The 18670-nt window shown below is 40.0% G+C and carries 21 protein-coding genes, 1 tRNA gene and 2 pseudogenes; 13 read left to right on the plus strand and 11 right to left on the minus strand.

Annotated features, from left to right (window positions below; all coding sequences use genetic code 11):
- The first annotated feature begins 46 nt into the window (after positions 1-46).
- Together DW862_RS24610 and DW862_RS24615 are read left to right on the plus strand one after the other, a co-directional pair.
- Positions 47-688: pseudogene (locus DW862_RS24610) on the plus strand (hypothetical protein).
- Positions 689-845: 157 nt separating this feature from the next.
- A complete protein-coding gene (locus tag DW862_RS24615; protein WP_008644587.1) occupies positions 846-1733 on the plus strand; it encodes a DMT family transporter in 888 nt (295 codons plus the stop codon).
- A 51-nt stretch (positions 1734-1784) separates the two neighbouring features.
- On the opposite strand, the gene DW862_RS24620 is transcribed toward DW862_RS24615, so the two are convergent.
- Positions 1785-1858, minus strand: a tRNA-Thr gene (locus tag DW862_RS24620).
- Positions 1859-1952: 94 nt separating this feature from the next.
- On the opposite strand from DW862_RS24620, the gene DW862_RS24625 reads away from it, so the two are divergent.
- A complete protein-coding gene (locus tag DW862_RS24625; protein WP_008018304.1) occupies positions 1953-2555 on the plus strand; it encodes a TlpA disulfide reductase family protein in 603 nt (200 codons plus the stop codon).
- Between the two features lie 145 nt (positions 2556-2700).
- Here the strand turns inward: DW862_RS24625 and DW862_RS24630 are convergent, their stop codons facing one another.
- Positions 2701-3432 carry a bifunctional 2-polyprenyl-6-hydroxyphenol methylase/3-demethylubiquinol 3-O-methyltransferase UbiG gene (locus DW862_RS24630; protein WP_118219900.1) on the minus strand — a complete coding sequence of 244 codons (732 nt, stop codon included), beginning with the start codon at positions 3430-3432 and terminating at the stop codon, positions 2701-2703.
- A gap of 95 nt (positions 3433-3527) precedes the next feature.
- On the opposite strand from DW862_RS24630, the gene DW862_RS24635 reads away from it, so the two are divergent.
- The gene (locus DW862_RS24635) at positions 3528-3713 is read left to right on the plus strand and encodes a hypothetical protein (RefSeq protein WP_004300779.1); all 186 of its coding nucleotides are present in this window, start codon (positions 3528-3530) and stop codon (positions 3711-3713) included.
- Between the two features lie 178 nt (positions 3714-3891).
- A complete protein-coding gene (locus tag DW862_RS26545; RefSeq protein WP_225450386.1) occupies positions 3892-4185 on the plus strand; it encodes a hypothetical protein in 294 nt (97 codons plus the stop codon).
- Positions 4186-4497: 312 nt separating this feature from the next.
- Here the strand turns inward: DW862_RS26545 and DW862_RS24645 are convergent, their stop codons facing one another.
- The 6 genes from DW862_RS24645 to DW862_RS24670 all read right to left on the minus strand — a co-directional run bounded on the left by DW862_RS24645 (position 4498) and on the right by DW862_RS24670 (position 9307).
- Positions 4498-4875, minus strand: coding sequence for a VOC family protein (locus tag DW862_RS24645; RefSeq protein ID WP_120071024.1), 378 nt, complete (start codon positions 4873-4875; stop codon positions 4498-4500).
- Between the two features lie 14 nt (positions 4876-4889).
- Positions 4890-6035 carry a DUF4468 domain-containing protein gene (locus DW862_RS24650; protein ID WP_055236465.1) on the minus strand — a complete coding sequence of 382 codons (1146 nt, stop codon included), beginning with the start codon at positions 6033-6035 and terminating at the stop codon, positions 4890-4892.
- Between the two features lie 13 nt (positions 6036-6048).
- Positions 6049-6780, minus strand: coding sequence for an MBL fold metallo-hydrolase (locus DW862_RS24655; protein ID WP_120071027.1), 732 nt, complete (start codon positions 6778-6780; stop codon positions 6049-6051).
- A gap of 66 nt (positions 6781-6846) precedes the next feature.
- Positions 6847-7494 (minus strand): pyridoxamine 5'-phosphate oxidase, encoded by a 648-nt coding sequence (gene pdxH, locus DW862_RS24660; protein WP_120071031.1) that lies wholly within the window; start codon positions 7492-7494, stop codon positions 6847-6849.
- Between the two features lie 43 nt (positions 7495-7537).
- Positions 7538-8242 carry a pirin family protein gene (locus DW862_RS24665; protein ID WP_008025800.1) on the minus strand — a complete coding sequence of 235 codons (705 nt, stop codon included), beginning with the start codon at positions 8240-8242 and terminating at the stop codon, positions 7538-7540.
- A gap of 63 nt (positions 8243-8305) precedes the next feature.
- Complete coding sequence (locus tag DW862_RS24670; protein WP_117683709.1) at positions 8306-9307, minus strand: 2-hydroxyacid dehydrogenase; 1002 nt, start codon at positions 9305-9307, stop codon at positions 8306-8308.
- A 210-nt stretch (positions 9308-9517) separates the two neighbouring features.
- On the opposite strand from DW862_RS24670, the gene DW862_RS24675 reads away from it, so the two are divergent.
- Positions 9518-10927: an OmpP1/FadL family transporter gene (locus DW862_RS24675; RefSeq protein ID WP_008774706.1), complete on the plus strand. Its 1410-nt coding sequence runs from the start codon at positions 9518-9520 to the stop codon at positions 10925-10927.
- A gap of 117 nt (positions 10928-11044) precedes the next feature.
- Here the strand turns inward: DW862_RS24675 and DW862_RS24680 are convergent, their stop codons facing one another.
- The gene (locus tag DW862_RS24680) at positions 11045-12334 is read right to left on the minus strand and encodes a DcaP family trimeric outer membrane transporter (RefSeq protein ID WP_008644596.1); all 1290 of its coding nucleotides are present in this window, start codon (positions 12332-12334) and stop codon (positions 11045-11047) included.
- Between the two features lie 163 nt (positions 12335-12497).
- Here DW862_RS24680 and DW862_RS24685 point away from each other — a divergent pair, with 163 nt between their 5' ends.
- Positions 12498-13004: an RNA polymerase sigma factor gene (locus DW862_RS24685; RefSeq protein ID WP_004314521.1), complete on the plus strand. Its 507-nt coding sequence runs from the start codon at positions 12498-12500 to the stop codon at positions 13002-13004.
- Positions 13005-13233: 229 nt separating this feature from the next.
- On the opposite strand, the gene DW862_RS24690 is transcribed toward DW862_RS24685, so the two are convergent.
- Positions 13234-14238: a virulence RhuM family protein gene (locus tag DW862_RS24690; protein ID WP_120071034.1), complete on the minus strand. Its 1005-nt coding sequence runs from the start codon at positions 14236-14238 to the stop codon at positions 13234-13236.
- A gap of 232 nt (positions 14239-14470) precedes the next feature.
- Between DW862_RS24690 and DW862_RS24695 the strand changes: the two genes are divergently transcribed.
- The 6 genes from DW862_RS24695 to DW862_RS24720 all read left to right on the plus strand — a co-directional run bounded on the left by DW862_RS24695 (position 14471) and on the right by DW862_RS24720 (position 18465).
- Complete coding sequence (locus DW862_RS24695) at positions 14471-15151, plus strand: queuosine precursor transporter (RefSeq protein WP_004311352.1); 681 nt, start codon at positions 14471-14473, stop codon at positions 15149-15151.
- Positions 15152-15159: 8 nt separating this feature from the next.
- Positions 15160-15819 carry a 7-cyano-7-deazaguanine synthase QueC gene (queC, locus tag DW862_RS24700; protein ID WP_120071038.1) on the plus strand — a complete coding sequence of 220 codons (660 nt, stop codon included), beginning with the start codon at positions 15160-15162 and terminating at the stop codon, positions 15817-15819.
- 580 nt (positions 15820-16399) lie between these two features.
- The gene (gene queF, locus DW862_RS24705) at positions 16400-16855 is read left to right on the plus strand and encodes a preQ(1) synthase (protein WP_004304260.1); all 456 of its coding nucleotides are present in this window, start codon (positions 16400-16402) and stop codon (positions 16853-16855) included.
- Between the two features lie 37 nt (positions 16856-16892).
- Complete coding sequence (locus tag DW862_RS24710) at positions 16893-17534, plus strand: HD domain-containing protein (RefSeq protein WP_087323654.1); 642 nt, start codon at positions 16893-16895, stop codon at positions 17532-17534.
- Between the two features lie 77 nt (positions 17535-17611).
- Positions 17612-17911, plus strand: a complete 300-nt coding sequence (locus DW862_RS24715) for a hypothetical protein (RefSeq protein WP_004311349.1) — start codon at positions 17612-17614, stop codon at positions 17909-17911.
- Positions 17866-18465, plus strand: a complete 600-nt coding sequence (locus DW862_RS24720; protein ID WP_022200187.1) for a nucleotidyl transferase AbiEii/AbiGii toxin family protein — start codon at positions 17866-17868, stop codon at positions 18463-18465. The genes DW862_RS24715 and DW862_RS24720 overlap by 46 nt, the downstream gene beginning before the upstream one ends.
- Positions 18466-18484: 19 nt before the next feature.
- On the opposite strand, the pseudogene DW862_RS24725 reads toward DW862_RS24720, so the two are convergent.
- A pseudogene (locus DW862_RS24725) lies at positions 18485-18622 on the minus strand (23S rRNA (pseudouridine(1915)-N(3))-methyltransferase RlmH); the annotation flags it as partial.
- Positions 18623-18670 lie beyond the last annotated feature (48 nt).

An 18670-nucleotide genomic window follows, 5' to 3' on the forward strand; every position in this document is an offset into this window, starting at 1 on the left:
TATGCATGAAGGGAATTGACTAAACTTAATCCCCCAAGAATTACAACTGAGCCTCCTATTTGCTACCCAATTTATTTTGGCTCCTTATATAATAAAGAGCTATGGTGCAAATCTTATTGAAGACAATTATGAGTATTCGGGAGTTAATTAAGGGAGAAAGACTGTCGAAAAGGATATCTTTGGAAATATCATCATTCGTGATGATAAAGGCAATAGGAAGACCATTGAAAAGGATATTTTTGGGAATATCACTATTCGTGATGATAAAGGCAATAGAAAGACCATTGAAGAGGATATTTTTGGAAATATTACCATTCGTGATGATAAGGGCAATAGAAAGACTATTGAAAAAGATATTTTTGGGAATATCACCATTCGCGATGATAAAGGTAATAGAAAGACTATCGAAGAGGATATTTTTGGAAATACCATCATTCGCGATGATAAAGGTAATAGAAAGACTATCGAAGAGGATATTTTTGGAAATACTATCATTCGAGACAATAAAGGTAATAGAAAGACGATTAAAAAAGATATCTTTGGGAATACCATTATCGAAGATGGCAAAGGCAATAGAACAACCATTAAAAAAGATATTTTTGGGAACGAAATAATTGAAAGTAGTGATGGTCATAGAAAAATTATCAAAAAGGATATTTTTGGAAATACAGTTATTGAGGATTATTAAAAGGTTATATTTATAAGGAGGAAATGTATCAGACTTATCTTCTTGTACTGATTTAGGGGTTAGATCGATTAACTGATAATGTGAAATTAATGGTGATATTAAAGAAATATTTATGATCTTTGTACCCATGAATATCGGAAATTAGTTGAATAGATTGATGAATCGTATAAAAGGTATACTTTATGCAGCGGTGTCTTCCTCTACTTTTGGACTGGCTCCGTTCTTTTCCCTCACTTTATTGTTGGCAGGTTTTTCAGCTTTCGAAGTGCTTTCCTATCGTTGGGGAGTGGCGACAATTGCGTTGACTCTGTTCGGATGGTGTTCGGGATGTAGTTTTCGATTGGAAAAGAAGGATTTTTTAGTTGTTCTTTTATTAAGTTTGTTGAGGGCAGTTACTTCATTCAGTTTGCTTATAGCATATCAGAATATAGCTACCGGGGTGGCGTCAACCATTCATTTTATGTATCCGTTGGCGGTATCTCTAGTTATGATGTACTTCTTTCAGGAGAAGAAATCCCTTTGGGTGATGTTTGCGGTCTTCATGTCCTTGTTAGGAGCGGCCTTGCTTTCATCGGGGGAACTGGAGGCGAAAAATGGTGATACGATAGTCGGACTGGTAGCAGCTTGTGTTTCTGTGTTTTCCTATGCGGGGTATATTGTTGGTGTACGAATGACACGCGCTGTTCGAATCAATTCCACTGTACTGACTTGTTATGTTATGGGGTTAGGAACCGTTCTTTATTTTATAGGTGCTCTGACTACTTCCGGGCTTCGGCTGGTAGCTGACGGTTATACCTGGTTGATTATTTTGGGACTTGCATTACCGGCTACAGCCATTTCTAATATAACATTGGTACGAGCTATTAAATATGCAGGGCCTACGTTGACATCTATTTTAGGTGCGATGGAACCATTGACAGCTGTGGTGATCGGAGTTTTTGTGTTTAAAGAACTATTTACTCTGAATAGCGCTATTGGGATTATTTTAATTCTGTTGGCTGTGAGTGTGGTAATATTTCGTAAACAAAAAAATGAAAGAGTATAAATAAAAAAAATGCTGTTTTACCTGATCGGATAAACAACATTTTTATAGGAGAGCCTCTTGTCGGATTCGAACCAACGACCCCGAGATTACAAATCACGTGCTCTGGCCAACTGAGCTAAAGAGGCGTTTTTCTTTTGCGGGTGCAAAGGTATGAATTTCTTTTAAAAATGCAAATACATCGCATACTTTTTTTATATTTGCAAAGTTACCAATGATTAGATGAAAATGAAAATTATGAATGTATGTGGTATGGCGATTTTAGCCATAGGTATATGGGCTTGTTCCGGACAGAAAAAGGGGACGGCAAATGTAGAAGTTGCAACAGATAGTGTAGAAGTAGCTGCAGATGCTATATCTGTTCAGGCAGATAGTACAGGATATATTGTTCGGGTAGGAGAGATGGCTCCGGACTTTACGATTACCCTGACAGATGGTAAACAAGTGAGTCTATCTTCCCTTCGTGGTAAGGTTGTCATGTTGCAGTTTACTGCAAGTTGGTGCGGAGTTTGTCGTAAAGAAATGCCATTTATTGAGAAGGATATTTGGTTAAAGCATAAAAATAATGCAGATTTTGCTTTAATTGGCATTGACCGTGACGAACCACTTGATAAAGTATTGGCTTTTGCTAAATCTACCGGAGTGACTTATCCGTTAGGACTGGATCCGGGAGCTGATATTTTTGCGAAATATGCATTGCGTGAATCCGGAATAACAAGAAATGTGTTAGTTGATAAGGAAGGAAGAATTGTAAAACTGACTCGTTTGTATAATGAAGAAGAGTTTGCTTCTCTTGTACAGAAGATTAATGAGATGCTGAAATGAAAGAAAGCCTTCATTAGGCATTTCTGACGGAGCATTTATGAGCATATAAAAATAGTGACGCTATCCTGATGTGATGGCGTCACTATTTGGGTTATATAGTAACGCTATCCGGAACGCATACCGTCACTATATAATAATGAGCTTTTCAAGCAATACTAAGTTTGACTAGGTAATCGTAATGTTTTCCTTCTTTCACTAGTTCTGCCTTAAAACCACATTCGGAAGCGTATAAGCTAAGAGTCTGGAAATCTACATATAACCAGTCGAATGTGTCTCCTTTTACATCTTTATATTGCATTTGGAAGTCGATCTCTCCGTAATAATCTCCGGCCAGATCGATGACTATGCTGCCGTCTTCTTCTTCAAAAAGATAGCGCAAATCGCTGGAATCCATGAGTATGCATCCGCCGGGACGGAGAATACGTTTCATTCGTTGGAAGAATCCGGGCATATTATTCAGTCTTCCGATAATTCCGGAACCATTCATAAGCATCAGGATCGTATCGAATGTTTCGGTAAATGTTTCGTCAAAAAGGTTGATGAGGCGCGGATCGTTCACTCCGCGTTGTTGCATCACTTCGACGGATAACGGAGAAATATCAATGGCACACACTTCTTTTCCCATTTCCTGAAGTGCCAGTGCATGGCATCCGCTTCCGGCACCTACATCCAATATTCGCCCTGTAGCCATTTGTAGGGCGGTACGCTCTAATATAGGCATAGACTGTATACTACGGAACAATTCTTTGACGGGAATTTCATCTTCTTCGAATTGGGAAGAGAATACCCGCAAACGATCAGCTCTGTGATGGTTGAAATAATCAGAAATAGCGGCTCCCATCGGGTCCTTTTCTGCAGAAAGAGTTGTTGTTGCCATTGGTGGTTACGATTGTTAACTCTGCAAAGATAAATAAATCCGCAGAAAAGGGTTATCTTTGCCGTCGGAAATGTTGAATACTAATAAATGATTATATGAGTATAGAAGAAGCAATCATGGGTGGAATCGTTTTTAAAGGTAAGAAAGATAAGCCCAAAGAAGAGGAAAAAGTGAAGACGAAAGCGAAAAAAGCGACGTATATTCGTGGACAGCATGGTTCGGGTGCAGCGAAGATGAAAGCAGATATCCGGAAGAAGAGAGCTAGCCGTCATAAGAAATAAAAGTATGGTTATAAATATAATAATTTGTGTAGTATCTGTTGTACTTATGTTGCGGGGTGCTTTTCTAATTCTGAAAATGGGACTCTTGTGGATGCTTCATTGCAGGATAATAAAATCGTATGACAGGAAAACACATGGAAAGGTAGTGGATATAGAGACACAGGTAAAGTCTGATGGTATGAATATTACTGATGTATGTATACCAAAAATAAAATATAAATTGGAGGGAGAAGACGAAAAGTGTTGCCAATTTCTTCCTTCTAATCTAAAGAGTGGAGAGGAAAATAACATTTATCTTTATCCAAAACAGTATCATATAGATGATAAGGTTACCATATTGTATGATAAAGGTAAGGCGAATGATATGTTTGTGTTGCCCAGAATGCAACTAATGAGGCTGCTTGTTAACCAATTTGTTCCTGGTTGTTTTTTTATACTGGCGGCAATTTTAGGATTATGCTTTGTTTTTTAGAAACAGCATAGGCTGTCCGAAAAGCCTTAGAGGAATATTATAGAGTAGTACAATAATAGTAGAGTCAAATCAAGGTTAAAAGGGAAGAGCCCGATGCAAAACCGGACTCTTTATCAATCTTGTTAATTTTTAGAGACATTTGTTGAATATCTCTGCCTAGCAATACAAAAAGGCAACTAATTCGCAGTGAATTAGTTGCCTTATCTTTTTTATTTATTGAAGTCCCTTTTTCATCTGTTTATCTTTTTAGGGCCACTCCAAATTGTAGTAAGGGTGATTTTTTCTTTTTAGGGACTTTTGAGACGACCTCTCTTACTTCTGGGGAAGAATCTCAATCCAGTAATCGTCCGGGTCATTGATGAAATAAAGCCCCATGGCCGTGTTCTCAAAACATACACAATTCATTTCTTTGTGATAAGCTCTGATTGCATCGTAATCGCCGGCTACACGAAAGCAGAGATGGCTTTCGTTTTCTCCCAGTTCGTATGGAGCAGTATGATTTTTCAACCACGTCAATTCCAGCAAGAAACCTGTTTCGTTATCAGTCAGGTAGACTAACGTGAACGAGCCGTCGGATGCTTCCTTCCGATGATGTTCTTTTAAGCCGAGTGCTTTTTCATAAAAAGCTATACTCCGCTCCAGATTAGTGACGTTGATATTAAAATGGTCAAATTTACTTTTTATTTCCATTGTTGCGATTCTCCTTATTTTTTCATTAAAAGCTTCACGATTTCTCCAACATACGTGCGCGGTTGTCCGGCTTGCGGAGTTGTCTGTGAAGGCATTTTCTTACATTCGATAACAGCCGAAGGTGTTGTTTGGTTCGGAGCGTACAACTTTAATGTATAGCTATCTGCCTTTTCTATTGCATCGTAAGCTTGATCGGGTGAAAGTGTGCAATAGGCAACTGCTTTTCCTGATTGATAACCAAGTGCGCCACCAGCATTTGCAGTCATATTGGTCATGTTGAACTCATCTTTTCCGATGCTGATTACTAATTTTCCGCTTCCCATCAAAGCATATACTTCACCCGGGATTTGTTTCAAATCAATTTCTATATAACCCGGCATATCAGCGGAAGCCTTGCCTGCAGGAGTAGCAGGAGTGAGAGTTGCAGCAGGAACAGTGGTTTGAGCAGGTTCGCCAGTTGTCACTTTTATATCAGTCTTTTTATCTGCGCCACCAATGACAATCGGACCTGCGGCTGCAACGATTGATGGAGTTTTTTGCTCTTCTTCTTTCTTCTTTTTCTCTGTTTTCGGACGGGTGTCAGGTGCTCCGAAAGCTACCGCTACATCCATGAATATATCATCGGCGAAGTCTACAGTTTTTCTACGCCATTTGGCCAAGCCACGTACTAATTTAGTCTTAGCTTTATTGAGCGCATATTTATCAGTAATCCATTCTTCGGCTTTATATTTTTCTGTTTCACGATAAGTAAAACGGATTTTTTCAAGCTCTACCAGGCAGTTTCCGGGTTTGCAGGTAACGGTAATCTGATAGTTAACTAATGTACGGTCTAATGACAGGGCACTGGAGCTGAAAACAATCCATTCTTCTCCAATACCGGCAATTGTTCCTTTTGCTTCGTCGGAGAAAACAATGCGGCTGTCGATATTTTTATTCTCTTTCAGGCGTTCATCCATCCACTTTGTCATTGTGTCGTAGATTTGTGCCTGACTCATTCCGGGAATCTGGAACTCTTTGGAAAATACTACTTTACCTTCTACTTCAGGAACAGCTCCTGCAAGGTACCTGGTGTCATCTTTTTTCTCTTTTGCAGAATCTGCCTTCATTGCCATCGGCAATGCGAGAAACATAGTAAGAAACAGAATCGTAAATTTATTCATAATTATAATGTGTTTATTTGGTAATCTCAAAACTTTCGCCCCGACGGGTGATGCTGATAAAACGGCATCCTGCATTTTCTGCAAAACTACGAAGCGCATTTCCTCCTTCATAATCTTCACTGAAGTGCATGGGCACAAATATAGTAGTTTTTATTTGTTCGATGAACTGTTTTGCCCCTTTCATGTAATCTTTTCCCATTCTCCGATCCACCGGGAATAGCACTAGATCGATGTTAGGCACTTTTTCTTTTAAATATTTAACTTCTGCAAGGAAATCACCATTGGCTTTTCGTATCTCTTCTTCGGTCGATTCTTCACTCCAGTGCCAGTTGTTCAAGTCGCCGGCATGGAAGATACTCCAATTTTGTAAGTGAAGAAGGAACGAACTGCCGACATCTGTCGATCCGAAGGCGTCGATGCGGATCGTGTCGTCTTCGTATGTTTCTCCTTTTTTAATATAGAAAGCATCTTCGGCTTTGGCACGATGGGACTTCAGAATATCTTTGGAGAAGATGTATTGAATGTCGGGGCGTTGCTCTTTCCAAGTCAATATTTCACGGTTAAAGTGATCGGGATGGAAATGAGTAGCCAATACGTACAGTTTACCCGGCCTTTGCAGGAGATAATCATGCACGATTCCCCGGTTGTGTTCCGTTTCGGAAGAATCTTTGTAGTAATCGATGATAATGGTTACACCTTCCATTTCGATGGCGAACCCGCTGTGATAAATATAATTCAGTGTCATAGCTGACTATTTTATAGTTGCAATATTACGTATTCTCGTTGGAGTTGCCAAGAAAAATCGACGAAATCAAGGAGCAAGACGACTGATTTTCCATTCACCGTCCGGTTGTAGGGTGTATAGAAAGCGGTCGTGCAGTCGGTTGGAGCGTCCTTGCCAGAATTCAATCCTTGTAGGTGTGACGGCATATCCGCCCCAATTATCAGGTCTTTCCACTTCTTTTCCAATCCATCGGGCGGCTTCTCTGACGAAGGATCGTATCAATTGCATTCTGCTTGCTATCGGTTGACTTTGCGGAGAAATTCGTGCGCCAATCCGGCTTTTATAAGGACGCTTCCGGAAGTATTCATCCGATTCTTCCGGTGAAACTTTCGTCGCTATTCCTTCTATATGTATTTGTCTTTCGAGAGCGTGCCAGACAAAAGAGAGGGAGATAGATGGGTTTTGTGCCAATTGTTTGCCTTTGCGGCTTTCGTAATTGGTATAAAAGATAAATTTTCCATCATGGAGTCCTTTTAACAATACTGTACGTGTGGACGGTCTCCCTTCGGGGGATACAGTTCCTACAATGACCGCAGTCGGTTCGTCCACCTCTGCGTCAATCGCTTCTTGCAGCCAACGACTGAAAAGCGAAAGCGGGTCGCCGGGAAGTTCACTTTCCCGCAACCCGCCTTTCGTATATTCCTGTCGGATATCTGCTATGTTTAATTTCGCCATAAGATTATCTGGCAGCTTTAGTTTATTATTTTTAATGATGATATCACATAGGTACTTCTATTAATAGAATATGTGAGTCTTTCAATGTCTCCAGTTCAACGCTGTTCGTATCGTAAACACCCATGCCGTCACGACGTTTCAGAACTTCACCGTCTACTACTATTTCTCCTTCAATGAGGAAGATATAGACGCCTGCATGACTTTGATGCATGTGATAACCTAATTTCTTTCCGGCTTCTACTTTGCCGATGGAGAACCAGGTATCTTGCAAAAGGGAAGCAGGTGTGCTACCGTCGGGAGATACGATGACTGCCAGTTCGTTCGGACGCTCCAGTTCTGCAATGTTGAAATCCTGATATACGGGACGGGTATTCCGTTCTCTCGGCATAATCCAAATTTGCAGGAATTCCACCGGTTCTACCGGACTTGCATTAACTTCACTATGGAAGATTCCTGTTCCCGCACTCATTGTCTGAATTTCTCCGACAGTAATAATGCGGCTGTTCTTCTTGCTGTCTCCATGTTGCAGATGTCCTTTCAGAGGAATGGAAATGATTTCCATATTCTTATGCGGGTGAGTCTGAAAACCTTGTCCGGGCGCAACCTTATCATCATTCAATACGCGAAGAGCACCAAAATTGATACGGTCGGAGTCGAAGTACTCGTCAAAACTGAAAGTGTGATAACTATCCAGCCAATCATACTGGGAATGTCCTCTTGTATCTGCTTTATGTATTACTTTTTTCATAAAAACTGTCCTTTCTCTTATTTGTTTATATGTTTTGTAAACAAAGAAAGCGGCTTAAAAGTTTTATTTCTTCACTTCATTTAATAAAGGCTTGTGATTGATAAAATCTTTTATGTTTTGCAGGGTGGTTACGGCAATATTCTCCATTGCTTCATGTGTGAAAAAAGCTTGATGAGAAGTGACGATTACATTGTTGAACGAGAGCAAACGGGCGAGTACATCATCGTCGATGATGCGGTCGGATTGATCTTCATAAAAGTATTCGCTTTCTTCCTCGTATACGTCTAGTCCTGCGGAACCTATTTTCTTGTTTTTCAACCCTTCAATCAGTGCATTGGTATGAATCAATTGCCCGCGACCGGTATTGATAATCATTACTCCGTCTTTCATTTTGCTGATAGAGTAGTCGTTTATCAGGTATTTGGTCTCTTCAGTGAGCGGACAGTGTAAGGAGATAATATCCGAATTGTGGTATAGTTCGTCCAGTGAAGTATAAACTATTTGTTCTTGACGGGCGAAGTTGTAGTCCGGATAGAGGTCATAAGCCAGTACGTTCATTCCGAACCCTTTTAAGATGTGAATCAGTATTTTTGCTATTTTCCCAGTGCCGATGATACCTGCTGTTTTCCCGTGCATATCGAATCCCATCAGACCGTGCAGGGAGAAATTACCGTCTTTGGTACGCCAGGAGGCGCGGGGTATTTTGCGGTTTAGCGATAGCATAAGAGCTACCGTGTATTCTGCAACAGCATAGGGAGAATAAGCGGGAACCCGCACTACGGTGATTCCGGCAGCAGCGGCAGCATTTAAATCTACATTATTAAATCCGGCACAGCGTAATGCCAGTAGTTTCACTCCGTTTGCTGCCATCACACGGATTACTTCTGCGTCGGCAACGTCGTTCACAAAGATACAGACTGCATCCACTCCTTGTGTCAGTAGTACGTTGTTTTTATTCAGATGTCCTTTATAGTAGCGTATCTCAAATCCAAACTCTTTGTTTTTGTCATTGAAAGAGGACTCGTCATAAGGCTTTGTGCCGAAAAATGCAATTGTATAGGCCATAATATTTTCAGTTTTTATTGCTTACTAGTAAACGCTAAAATAGGGTGAATTGTTTATCCTTTTGGGGGCTATAAATGTGAATTGTTTCATTAGAAACAGTTTACTTTTTCAATTAAAATAGGAGGCTAAACGAAAATAAATGCACAAACGTATCTCTCGTGTGCAATAATATCGTATCTTTGCGCCCGAAATAATTAAAAAAAGATTTAGATGAGAAAAATTTCCTTGATTGGATTTGTAATGCTAATCGTTTCAATTCCAACTTTTGCCGGAGGTCTTCTGACAAATACTAATCAACACGCTGCTTTTCTTCGTATGCTATCTCGTGGTGCTACCTTTGAAATAGACGGGGCTTTGTCCAATCCTGCCGGTTTGGCTTTTTTGCCGAATGATGGTTTCCATATGGGATTGAGTGTTCAGAGTGCCTTTCAGACGAGAAATATTGATGCTAGCTTCTATACTTATAATGGAATTGCTATGAATAATGGGAGCCCGGTTATGGTTGATGGGAAACCGGTACCAACAAAATCTGATAACCCATTTAATAAATATTATAAGGGAAAAGCTGCTGCACCGGTCATTCCTAGTGTGTTCGCAGCCTATAAGAAAGGAGATTGGACGATTTCCGGTTTCTTCGCTATAACTGGCGGAGGTGGAAAGGCTTCGTTTGATGACGGTCTGCCTATGTTCGACGCGGCTGCTATGGCGGGGATTTTTCAGGGTAGTATTCCGGGACACCTTACTCCTGGTGTACAAAGTCCTCTTGTGACTCCCAATATGTATGACATCAATAGTGCAATGGATGGTAAGCAATACATCTATTCTTTACAGTTAGGACTAACTTATAAAATTAACGATTGGCTTTCTGCATTCGCCGGTGGACGTATGAACTATTTTACAGGTGGTTATAAAGGTTTTCTAAATGCTCATCTGAAAGAAGCTTATGGTGGTGGCGAATTGATGAATTTGGAATTGGATTGTGATCAGACGGGTTGGGGATTGACTCCTGTTCTCGGTGTGGATGCCAAGTTTGGTAAATTCAATATTGGTGCGAAATATGAATTCAAGACGAACTTGAATATTGAAAACAAAACTAATAATTTGAAATATCCAGATTCGGCAGAGAGTTTGGTTGGTAGTTATAAAGACGGTGTGAATACTCCGAATGATATTCCTTCTATGCTTTCGGTAGCAGTGGCTTATGAATTCCTTCCAGTGTTGCGTGCGTCTGTAGAGTATCACTTCTATGATGATAAGAAAGCGGGAATGGCTGGTGACAAACAGAAATATCTGACAAAGGGAGCAAATGAATATTTAATGGGTATTGAATGGGATGTAACCAAGCAACTGACATTGAGCTGTGGCGGACAGATTACAGACTACGGATTATCTGACGATTTCCAAAGTGATACGAGTTTCTCTTGTGACTCTTATACATTGGGTGTTGGAGCGAAAGTGAAGTTGAGTGAAAGAGCAGCTTTGAATGTTGGTTATATGTGGACTACCTATGAAGATTATACTAAAACTTCAAAGAATTATAGTGGTACAGGATTGCCTGGTACCAATGTATATAGCCGTACCAACAAAGTATTTGGTCTTAGCATTGACTACAGATTCTAAATAAATTAGAACTCAATAAAATACGAAGTTAATAATGATGAGAGGGAGATAGCGTTTCAATGGCTGTCTCCCTCTTCAATTTTATACAATGAAATAATCTTTTATGTATATGCTGATTTAGAAAGAATACTGCACCAGCATATTCAACCGATTGGCATGACGGGTTGCGGAACTGAAATCAGTGCGCCATCCTCTCAAATATTCAACGCCGACTTGCAGATTGCTGCTTACATTCCAGAAAGCATTGGCTACCAGATATTGTCCTTTACGATAGGATTCGGGATTCTCACTAGGGTATCCATTTTCAGAATAAAGTCTGGACAGACTGTATGTTCCGGATATAAAGATGCTCGGGCAAAGATTGTATTGCAATCCTGCATACCATCCCAGCATCGGAAGAACTTGCATTTTTCCTTCCTTGTCGGGATCGGGGACGATGTCTACGTTCAGGTTGCTTAAATCATTCAGGTAGGAACCGATACCTTTTCCATAATTAAATTGTCCGTATGCCTGCAATTTCTTGGTAATATTGAAGGTTGTAGAGGCTTGCAGACCGAAGCCAGTAGCAGAATAGGCTTTCTCATGCACATTGCTCGAATAAGTCATGCTGCGGATAATGGCTCCTAATTTAATATGGCTGTTGCTGTTCCAGTTATACTGTACGGAAGTGGCAAAGTCAGGCATCCGTTGGGTGTTGATAGACAAATCATTATTGGTTGTTCCGTCTACCGAAGGCATTTCCATAGAAACACCAAACTTCCAGTTTTTCAACTTATCACACATATAGCTTAATTGCGTAGTGCGGTAAAAGGCTGATCCGTTAGGACCTGCAAAGTCGATAGTCGGAGGCAGTGCGGAGAGGTCCATGAACGAACCATAGCTGTACCCGATAGTGAAACCTAGGAATTGCGCGTAAGCGTTTTGTAATTCGAAGGTCTTTCCATCGCCACGGAAGTTTCCGGCAGTGTAGACTACGAAGTCTCCCAAATGTTTGGTACGTCCTACCAATTTGAGGAACAGGGTGGAAGTGGTGATGTCCATCTGGAATTGGTTCTTTGCAAAATTGCCGCTTCCGCGTTGTGGTATCAATGCCGGATAGAAATCTACATCATTAACGATACCGTTAAAATCATACTCTGCCGTTGCACGAACGTATCCTCCGATGCCGAGGGCGAATTTCCCTTTCTGGTCAGTGAGCAGGAAGCGGGGAGCATTGGGGTCGTGAAAGCGCATCTGTGAACGGTCGTTCATGATTCGGATGATTTCATCTCCTGCTTTGTTCTTCGAGACAAACATGATTGAGTTGGGTTCTTCATCTTCGATGATTACCTTTTTTTGTGCATGGGCACAGAGGGGGAAAATTCCTATCCCCAGTAGCATAGCTACCATTTTAAAGCTTGTTTTCATTATGAGTTAAGTTTTAGGTGAATGCCCAATCAACAACTAAAAAAAGAAATGGTTGAGAGGGGCAAAGGAAAAATTGCCAAACTAATCGGAAGAATTGCTATTTATAATGATTCTAAAAAAGCGGATCTTTGTACCGTACTAATTAGATAAAAGAAATACGACGATGGAAAAAGTAGATTTTACGAAAGGAATATTAGCGATACAACCGGATTTGCATCGCTTCGCATATAAATTGACGGCAGATCGCGAATCTGCCAATGATTTGGTTCAGGATTGTTTGTTGCAGGCATTGGATAATCAGGAGAAGTTTACGTATAGCAAAAATCTGAAAGGATGGATGTATACGCTTATGCGTAATATTTTCGTGAATAACTATCGTCGTACAGTTCGCGAAATGAACTTGATTGATGATAGTTACTCCATCAATCAACAACATCTGATAGAAGATGAGGATGCTGACAGATTCGAATTTACATACGATATGAAACAGTTGTATAGGGTGATACATTCCATACCGGAAGAGATGAAAGTGCCTTTTCAGATGTTTGTAGCTGGATTTAAATATAGAGAAATTGCCGAGAAATTAGGATTGCCGATGGGAACGGTGAAGAGCCGTTTGTTTTTCATCCGTAAACGGTTGAAAGAGGAATTGAAAGATTTCTCCTCCTGATGCGCCTTTTTAATTGAGTGATGTGTTTTAAGGTCAAAGTGATGAGCCTTCCTGTCAGAATACGACGCTGATGGGGAGGCTCTTTTTTATTGTTAATCCAGTATTTCCTGTACTCTGTGTTTAGCCTTTTGGACAGTTGCTTGTGCGGTATGGGCTGCTTCTATAGCTTTTTCTTTCACTGTAGTTGTCTGAAAAGGATTGTTCATAGAGAGTTTTCATTTTTTTTTAGTCATCCTTTCTTTTTAGTTTTATGATTCAGTGTTTTGATACTGTTGAGGTAGGCTTGTTCTACAGGTGAAAGCGTGCGCACTTCCCACTTGCGATATTCTGTTTCAGCTTTATCCATAGCTTGTTCATGACTTATCATACCGGCATCCATCAATAGAACTTCTCCCGTGGAGGACAGTATGGCATCCAGATGTTTGATGTAATCGTTCATGTACATTGGACGATGCTTGATAGCTTGTACTTCGGCAAAATCAAAATATCCGGAGACAAGGTTGTTCAGCACTTTGAGTTCTTCTGCGCTCAAGTAGTTCTTGGCTATCTTTGCATCGCGCAAGGTCGGATGGTCGCCTTTAAAGGAAGTTAGTCCCATCATGTGTTGGTCGGCATCGGCTCGTTCATAAATAACTTCTGCAGCTGTATGTCCGTGGGCTGCAAAGTGTAGCTTATTCTGAACAATCTTGAAGAATTCAATAGATTGTTTGGCGTGGGGATCGTAATCTACGGCAGTAGCATAGATATCAAGCACTTGTCTATACATCACCTTTTCAGACGATCGGATGTCACGGATGCGGTCGAGTAACTCTTTCCAATAATAGCCTCCTCCCATCTGCTTCAATCGTTCATCGTCTATGGTGAAGCCTTTGATGATATATTCTTTAAGGCGTGCCGTTGCCCATTGACGGAAGTGTGTGGCTTGAATTGAATTTATTCGGTAGCCTAAAGATATTATCATATCAAGATTGTAGTGAGGAATTTCTCTTTCAACCATGCGCGATCCTTCTTGTCGAACCTGTCGGATTTTCCGACAGGTTGATTCTTCAACAAGTTCACCATCTTCATAAATGTGCTTAATATGTTCTACCACATTTGTTCGAGATGTCTGGTAAAGGTCGGCCATTTGCTGTTGGGATAGCCATACGGTATCTTCGTCCATCTGCACTTCTATGTGTGTCTGCCCGTTTTCGCTTTGGTAGATGATGATATTGCTTTTATTTTCTTTTGCCATGATTTAGATATCGTTTCTTTAAATATAGTTTATAAGTTTAATCTTTGATACAAACATTAAGCTCTGTATTTGGCAAAGTTATGTCTTTTCGGTGAAATGTATGTCAATCATCAGATTTCTTTTGCTTTTTCATAGTTTTTCCTATACCTTTGCAGCGCAAAAGAATAAAAAGACATTTGATGCCGTGAATAGCGGTCGTGTATTCTAGAACACCACGTAAAAAACAGGAATTATGAAAGAAAAAGTATCTGTACCCTTTATGCTGCTGGGTATCCTTTTTAACGTTTGCCTTATTGCAGCCAATCTTCTTGAAACGAAAGTAATCCAGATCGGTAGTTTGACCGTAACAGCCGGATTATTGGTTTTTCCTATTTCTTATATTATAAATGACTGTATCGCCGAGGTTTGGGGATTCAAGAAAGCGCGCCTTATCATTTGGAGTGGTTTTGCTATGAACTTCTTTGTGGTCGCTCTTGGGTTGATAGCTGTTGCCATTCCTGCTGCTCCTTTTTGGGAAGGTGAAGAGCACTTTGATTTTGTGTTCGGTATGGCTCCACGTATTGTGGCTGCCAGTCTGATGGCCTTTTTGGTAGGCTCATTTCTCAATGCGTATGTGATGAGTAAAATGAAAGTAGCCAGTCAGGGACGTAACTTTTCAGCCCGTGCCATTTGGTCGACTGTGGTGGGTGAGACTGCCGATTCATTGATTTTCTTCCCGGTAGCTTTTGGAGGTGTCATTGCTTGGAAAGAACTGCTTATCATGATGGGGATTCAGATTGTATTGAAATCCTTGTATGAGGTGATGATCCTCCCGGTGACGATCCGTGTGGTGAAAGCAATCAAGAAAATAGACGGTAGTGATGTTTACGACACGGACATCTCTTATAATGTATTGAAAGTCAAAGATATTTAATATAGAATATGAATAGAAAAGCAGCATTGGTTGTGTTTAGTGGTGGGCAGGATTCTACCACTTGCCTGTTTTGGGCAAAACGCAATTTTAAGAAAGTATATGCCTTGAGTTTTCTGTATGGTCAGAAGCATCAGAAAGAAGTGGAACTTGCGCGGGAGATAGCCCGGAAAGCGGAAGTGGAATTTGATGTGATGGATGTTTCTTTCATCGGACAGTTAGGCCATAATTCATTGACCGATACCACCATGGTGATGGATCAGGAAAAGCCGGCAAATAGTGTTCCCAATACATTTGTTCCGGGACGCAACCTGTTCTTTTTGAGTATTGCGGCTGTGTATGCCCGTGAACGCGGTATTAATCATTTGGTAACGGGAGTTTCCCAAACGGATTTCAGCGGTTATCCCGATTGTAGGGATGCGTTTATCAAGTCTCTCAATGTGACTCTCAATCTGGCTATGGATGAACAGTTTGTAATTCATACTCCTTTGATGTGGATTGACAAAGCAGAGACATGGGCGTTGGCCGACGAATTGGGAGTAATGGAACTGATTCGCACCGAGACTTTGACATGTTATAATGGTGTTCAAGGAGATGGCTGCGGACATTGCCCGGCTTGTACGTTACGCCGGGAAGGATTGGAGAAGTATTTAAAAAGTAAGAATCAATAATATCTCTACATAGAGATTAAAATGCATTTTCTTGCTGTCATCTGTCACATTGTTGTTGTTAAACGGTTGATTATAAAATCAATAGTTTGTGACAGCAAGTGGTGATAGCAACAAAATTTGATATTTTGCCGTCACATCTATTGTCACCGGTAAGTTTCAATTAATAGAAGATAGTAGCTTCTGCCTGGAATGTATTGGCTTAGTCTAGTTTCAGCAGCTTGAAACTAAAGTTCCAACGGTAGGAAACTAGAGTTTCAACGGTGGGAAACTAAAGTTTCTGTTACTTGAAACTATTAGTTCCAAGGCGTGAAACACTTGGTTCCTCGGTGTGAAACACTTTGTTTCTCTACGGGAAACTCTTTGTTTCAGGTAATGAAACAAACTGTAACAAGTAAGCTGCGGATAAAGCAACTGTGGGTTAAGGGTTGATGGTGATAGGTGATAGATGCGGTGATAGGTTGTAAAACGAATCTTTCACCACTGAAACATCGATGAATAGAGCGTTTGAGACTGGCTGGTGATAGGTGAAAGAGGAAATGTGTTTTTTTATCTAGGATAGGGATTGTAGTTAACGAATACAATGACAGAATTAAAAGACCAACTTTCTTTATTAGGAAGAAAGACCGAGTATAAGCAAGATTATGCTCCTGAAGTATTGGAAGCTTTTGATAATAAGCATCCTGAAAATGACTATTGGGTACGTTTTAACTGCCCGGAGTTCACAAGTTTGTGTCCTATCACAGGGCAACCGGATTTTGCTGAAATACGTATCAGCTACATTCCTGATATAAAAATGGTAGAAAGCAAAAGTTTGAAATTGTATCTTTTCAGTTTCCGCAGTCATGGTGCCTTTCATGAAGATTGTGTGAACATCATAATGAAAGATCTTATCCGATTGATGAATCCCAAATACATAGAAGTAACGGGAATATTTACTCCTCGTGGTGGTATTTCCATTTATCCGTATGCCAATTATGGTCGTCCGGGAACAAAGTTCGAACAGATGGCAGAACATCGTTTGATGAATCGGGAATAATATAAATAAAAGAATTTACTAGCTAAAAAGATCGAATATGACTCATCATGTGCCTGCTGAATTGCAAAACTATGTTCGGCAAAGTATTATTCCTCAATACGCTAACTTTGATAAAGCGCATCAAATTGACCATGTAGAAAAGGTAATTGAGGAAAGTCTGAAATTAGCGACGTATTATGAAGTCGATTATTCGATGGTTTATGTCATTGCTGCTTATCATGACCTGGGGTTGTATGAAGGACGTGAATTTCATCATATAACCTCCGGCAAAGTATTGTTAGCCGACGAAACTTTGCGGCGTTGGTTTACGGATGAACAGCTGTTGCAGATGAAAGAGGCGATAGAAGATCATCGGGCTTCTAATAAACAGGCTCCCAGAACAATCTATGGAATGATTGTTGCCGAGGCTGACCGAATTATTGATCCCGAAGTTACTTTACGCCGTACCGTACAATATGGGCTGTCTCATTATCCGGAGATGGATAAAGAAGAGCAATATGCCCGTTTTCGGAAACATCTAACTGAAAAATATGCAGAAGGAGGGTATCTGACGTTATGGATACCCCAATCGGATAATGCCGGACGGTTGGCAGAACTTCGTCAACTAATTGCGGATGAAAAAAAACTTTGTAGAGTTTTTAATAAAATCTATGAAGAAGAGAATAATACAGTTTTGTGAAATATAGCTATTAGCTTGCGTTCGATTCATTTTTTATTTTTATCTTTGTCATATTAAGGATTGCAATACGATAGACAATGGAAGAATATATTACTCGATTTTCAACATATCTTTTTTGGGATGTCAATAAAGATGATTTGGATATGGAGAAGCATTCACAATATATAATAAAGAGAGTGCTTGAATATGGTATGTTGCAAGATTGGAATATTGTAAAACAATATTATGGACTTGGGAGGATCGTCGAAATAGCTAAAGGGTTTCGTGAATTGGAGCCTCGGGCTTTAGCTTATCTTTCTGCCATTTCACAAACTCCTAAAGAACAATTTAGATGTTACACTTATCAACGGTCGAATCCACAACACTGGAACTTTTAAAAAAGTTGCAACAGTTACCTGTACTTTGTAATACTCGTCTAGTCGGTGGTACTGCATTAGCTTTGCAATTAGGACATCGAAAGTCGGTCGATTTGGATTTTTTTGGTCAGATTAATGTAGATTCTCAAGATTTGAAGGAAGCTTTGCGAACACTTGGGACACTGACTATCTTAAATGATTCTAAGAATATACACATTTACGTATTGAATGAGGTTAAAATAGATATCGTGAACTATACTTATCCTTGGCTTGATGATGTCGTATATAAAGATGGGATACGTTTGGCAAGTCCTAGAGATATTGCGGCAATGAAAATTACTGCTATTGAAGGGAGAGGTACTAAAAAAGATTTTGTAGATATTTACTTTTTGTTGAAAAAGTATTCATTGAAAAATCTATTGGATTTCTATTCTCAGAAATATCCTGACTCATCTTCTTTTATGGCTATGAAAAGTTTAGCTTATTTTGAAGATGCGGAGGAGGAGCCAATGCCTTATATGTTTGTGGATGTATCTTGGGACGAAATTAAAAAGTCTATTTTGTCTCGTTTATAATAGTATATGAGATAAGTTACTATTCATGATGATACGGCCCTCCATTCAATATCGTCATTGCCCGATAAATCTGCTCCACGAATATTAACCGAATCATTTGATGAGAAAAAGTCATCTTCGACATTGAAATCTTTTCGTGTGCTGCCTGATACACCTTAATTCCGCAACACTATTATAAAATATTTTTTTTAAGTACCTGAGCAAC

Origin of the sequence: Bacteroides sp. AM37-9 (assembly GCF_003603455.1) — a bacterium.
GTDB classification, from domain to species: Bacteria; Bacteroidota; Bacteroidia; order Bacteroidales; family Bacteroidaceae; genus Bacteroides; species Bacteroides xylanisolvens.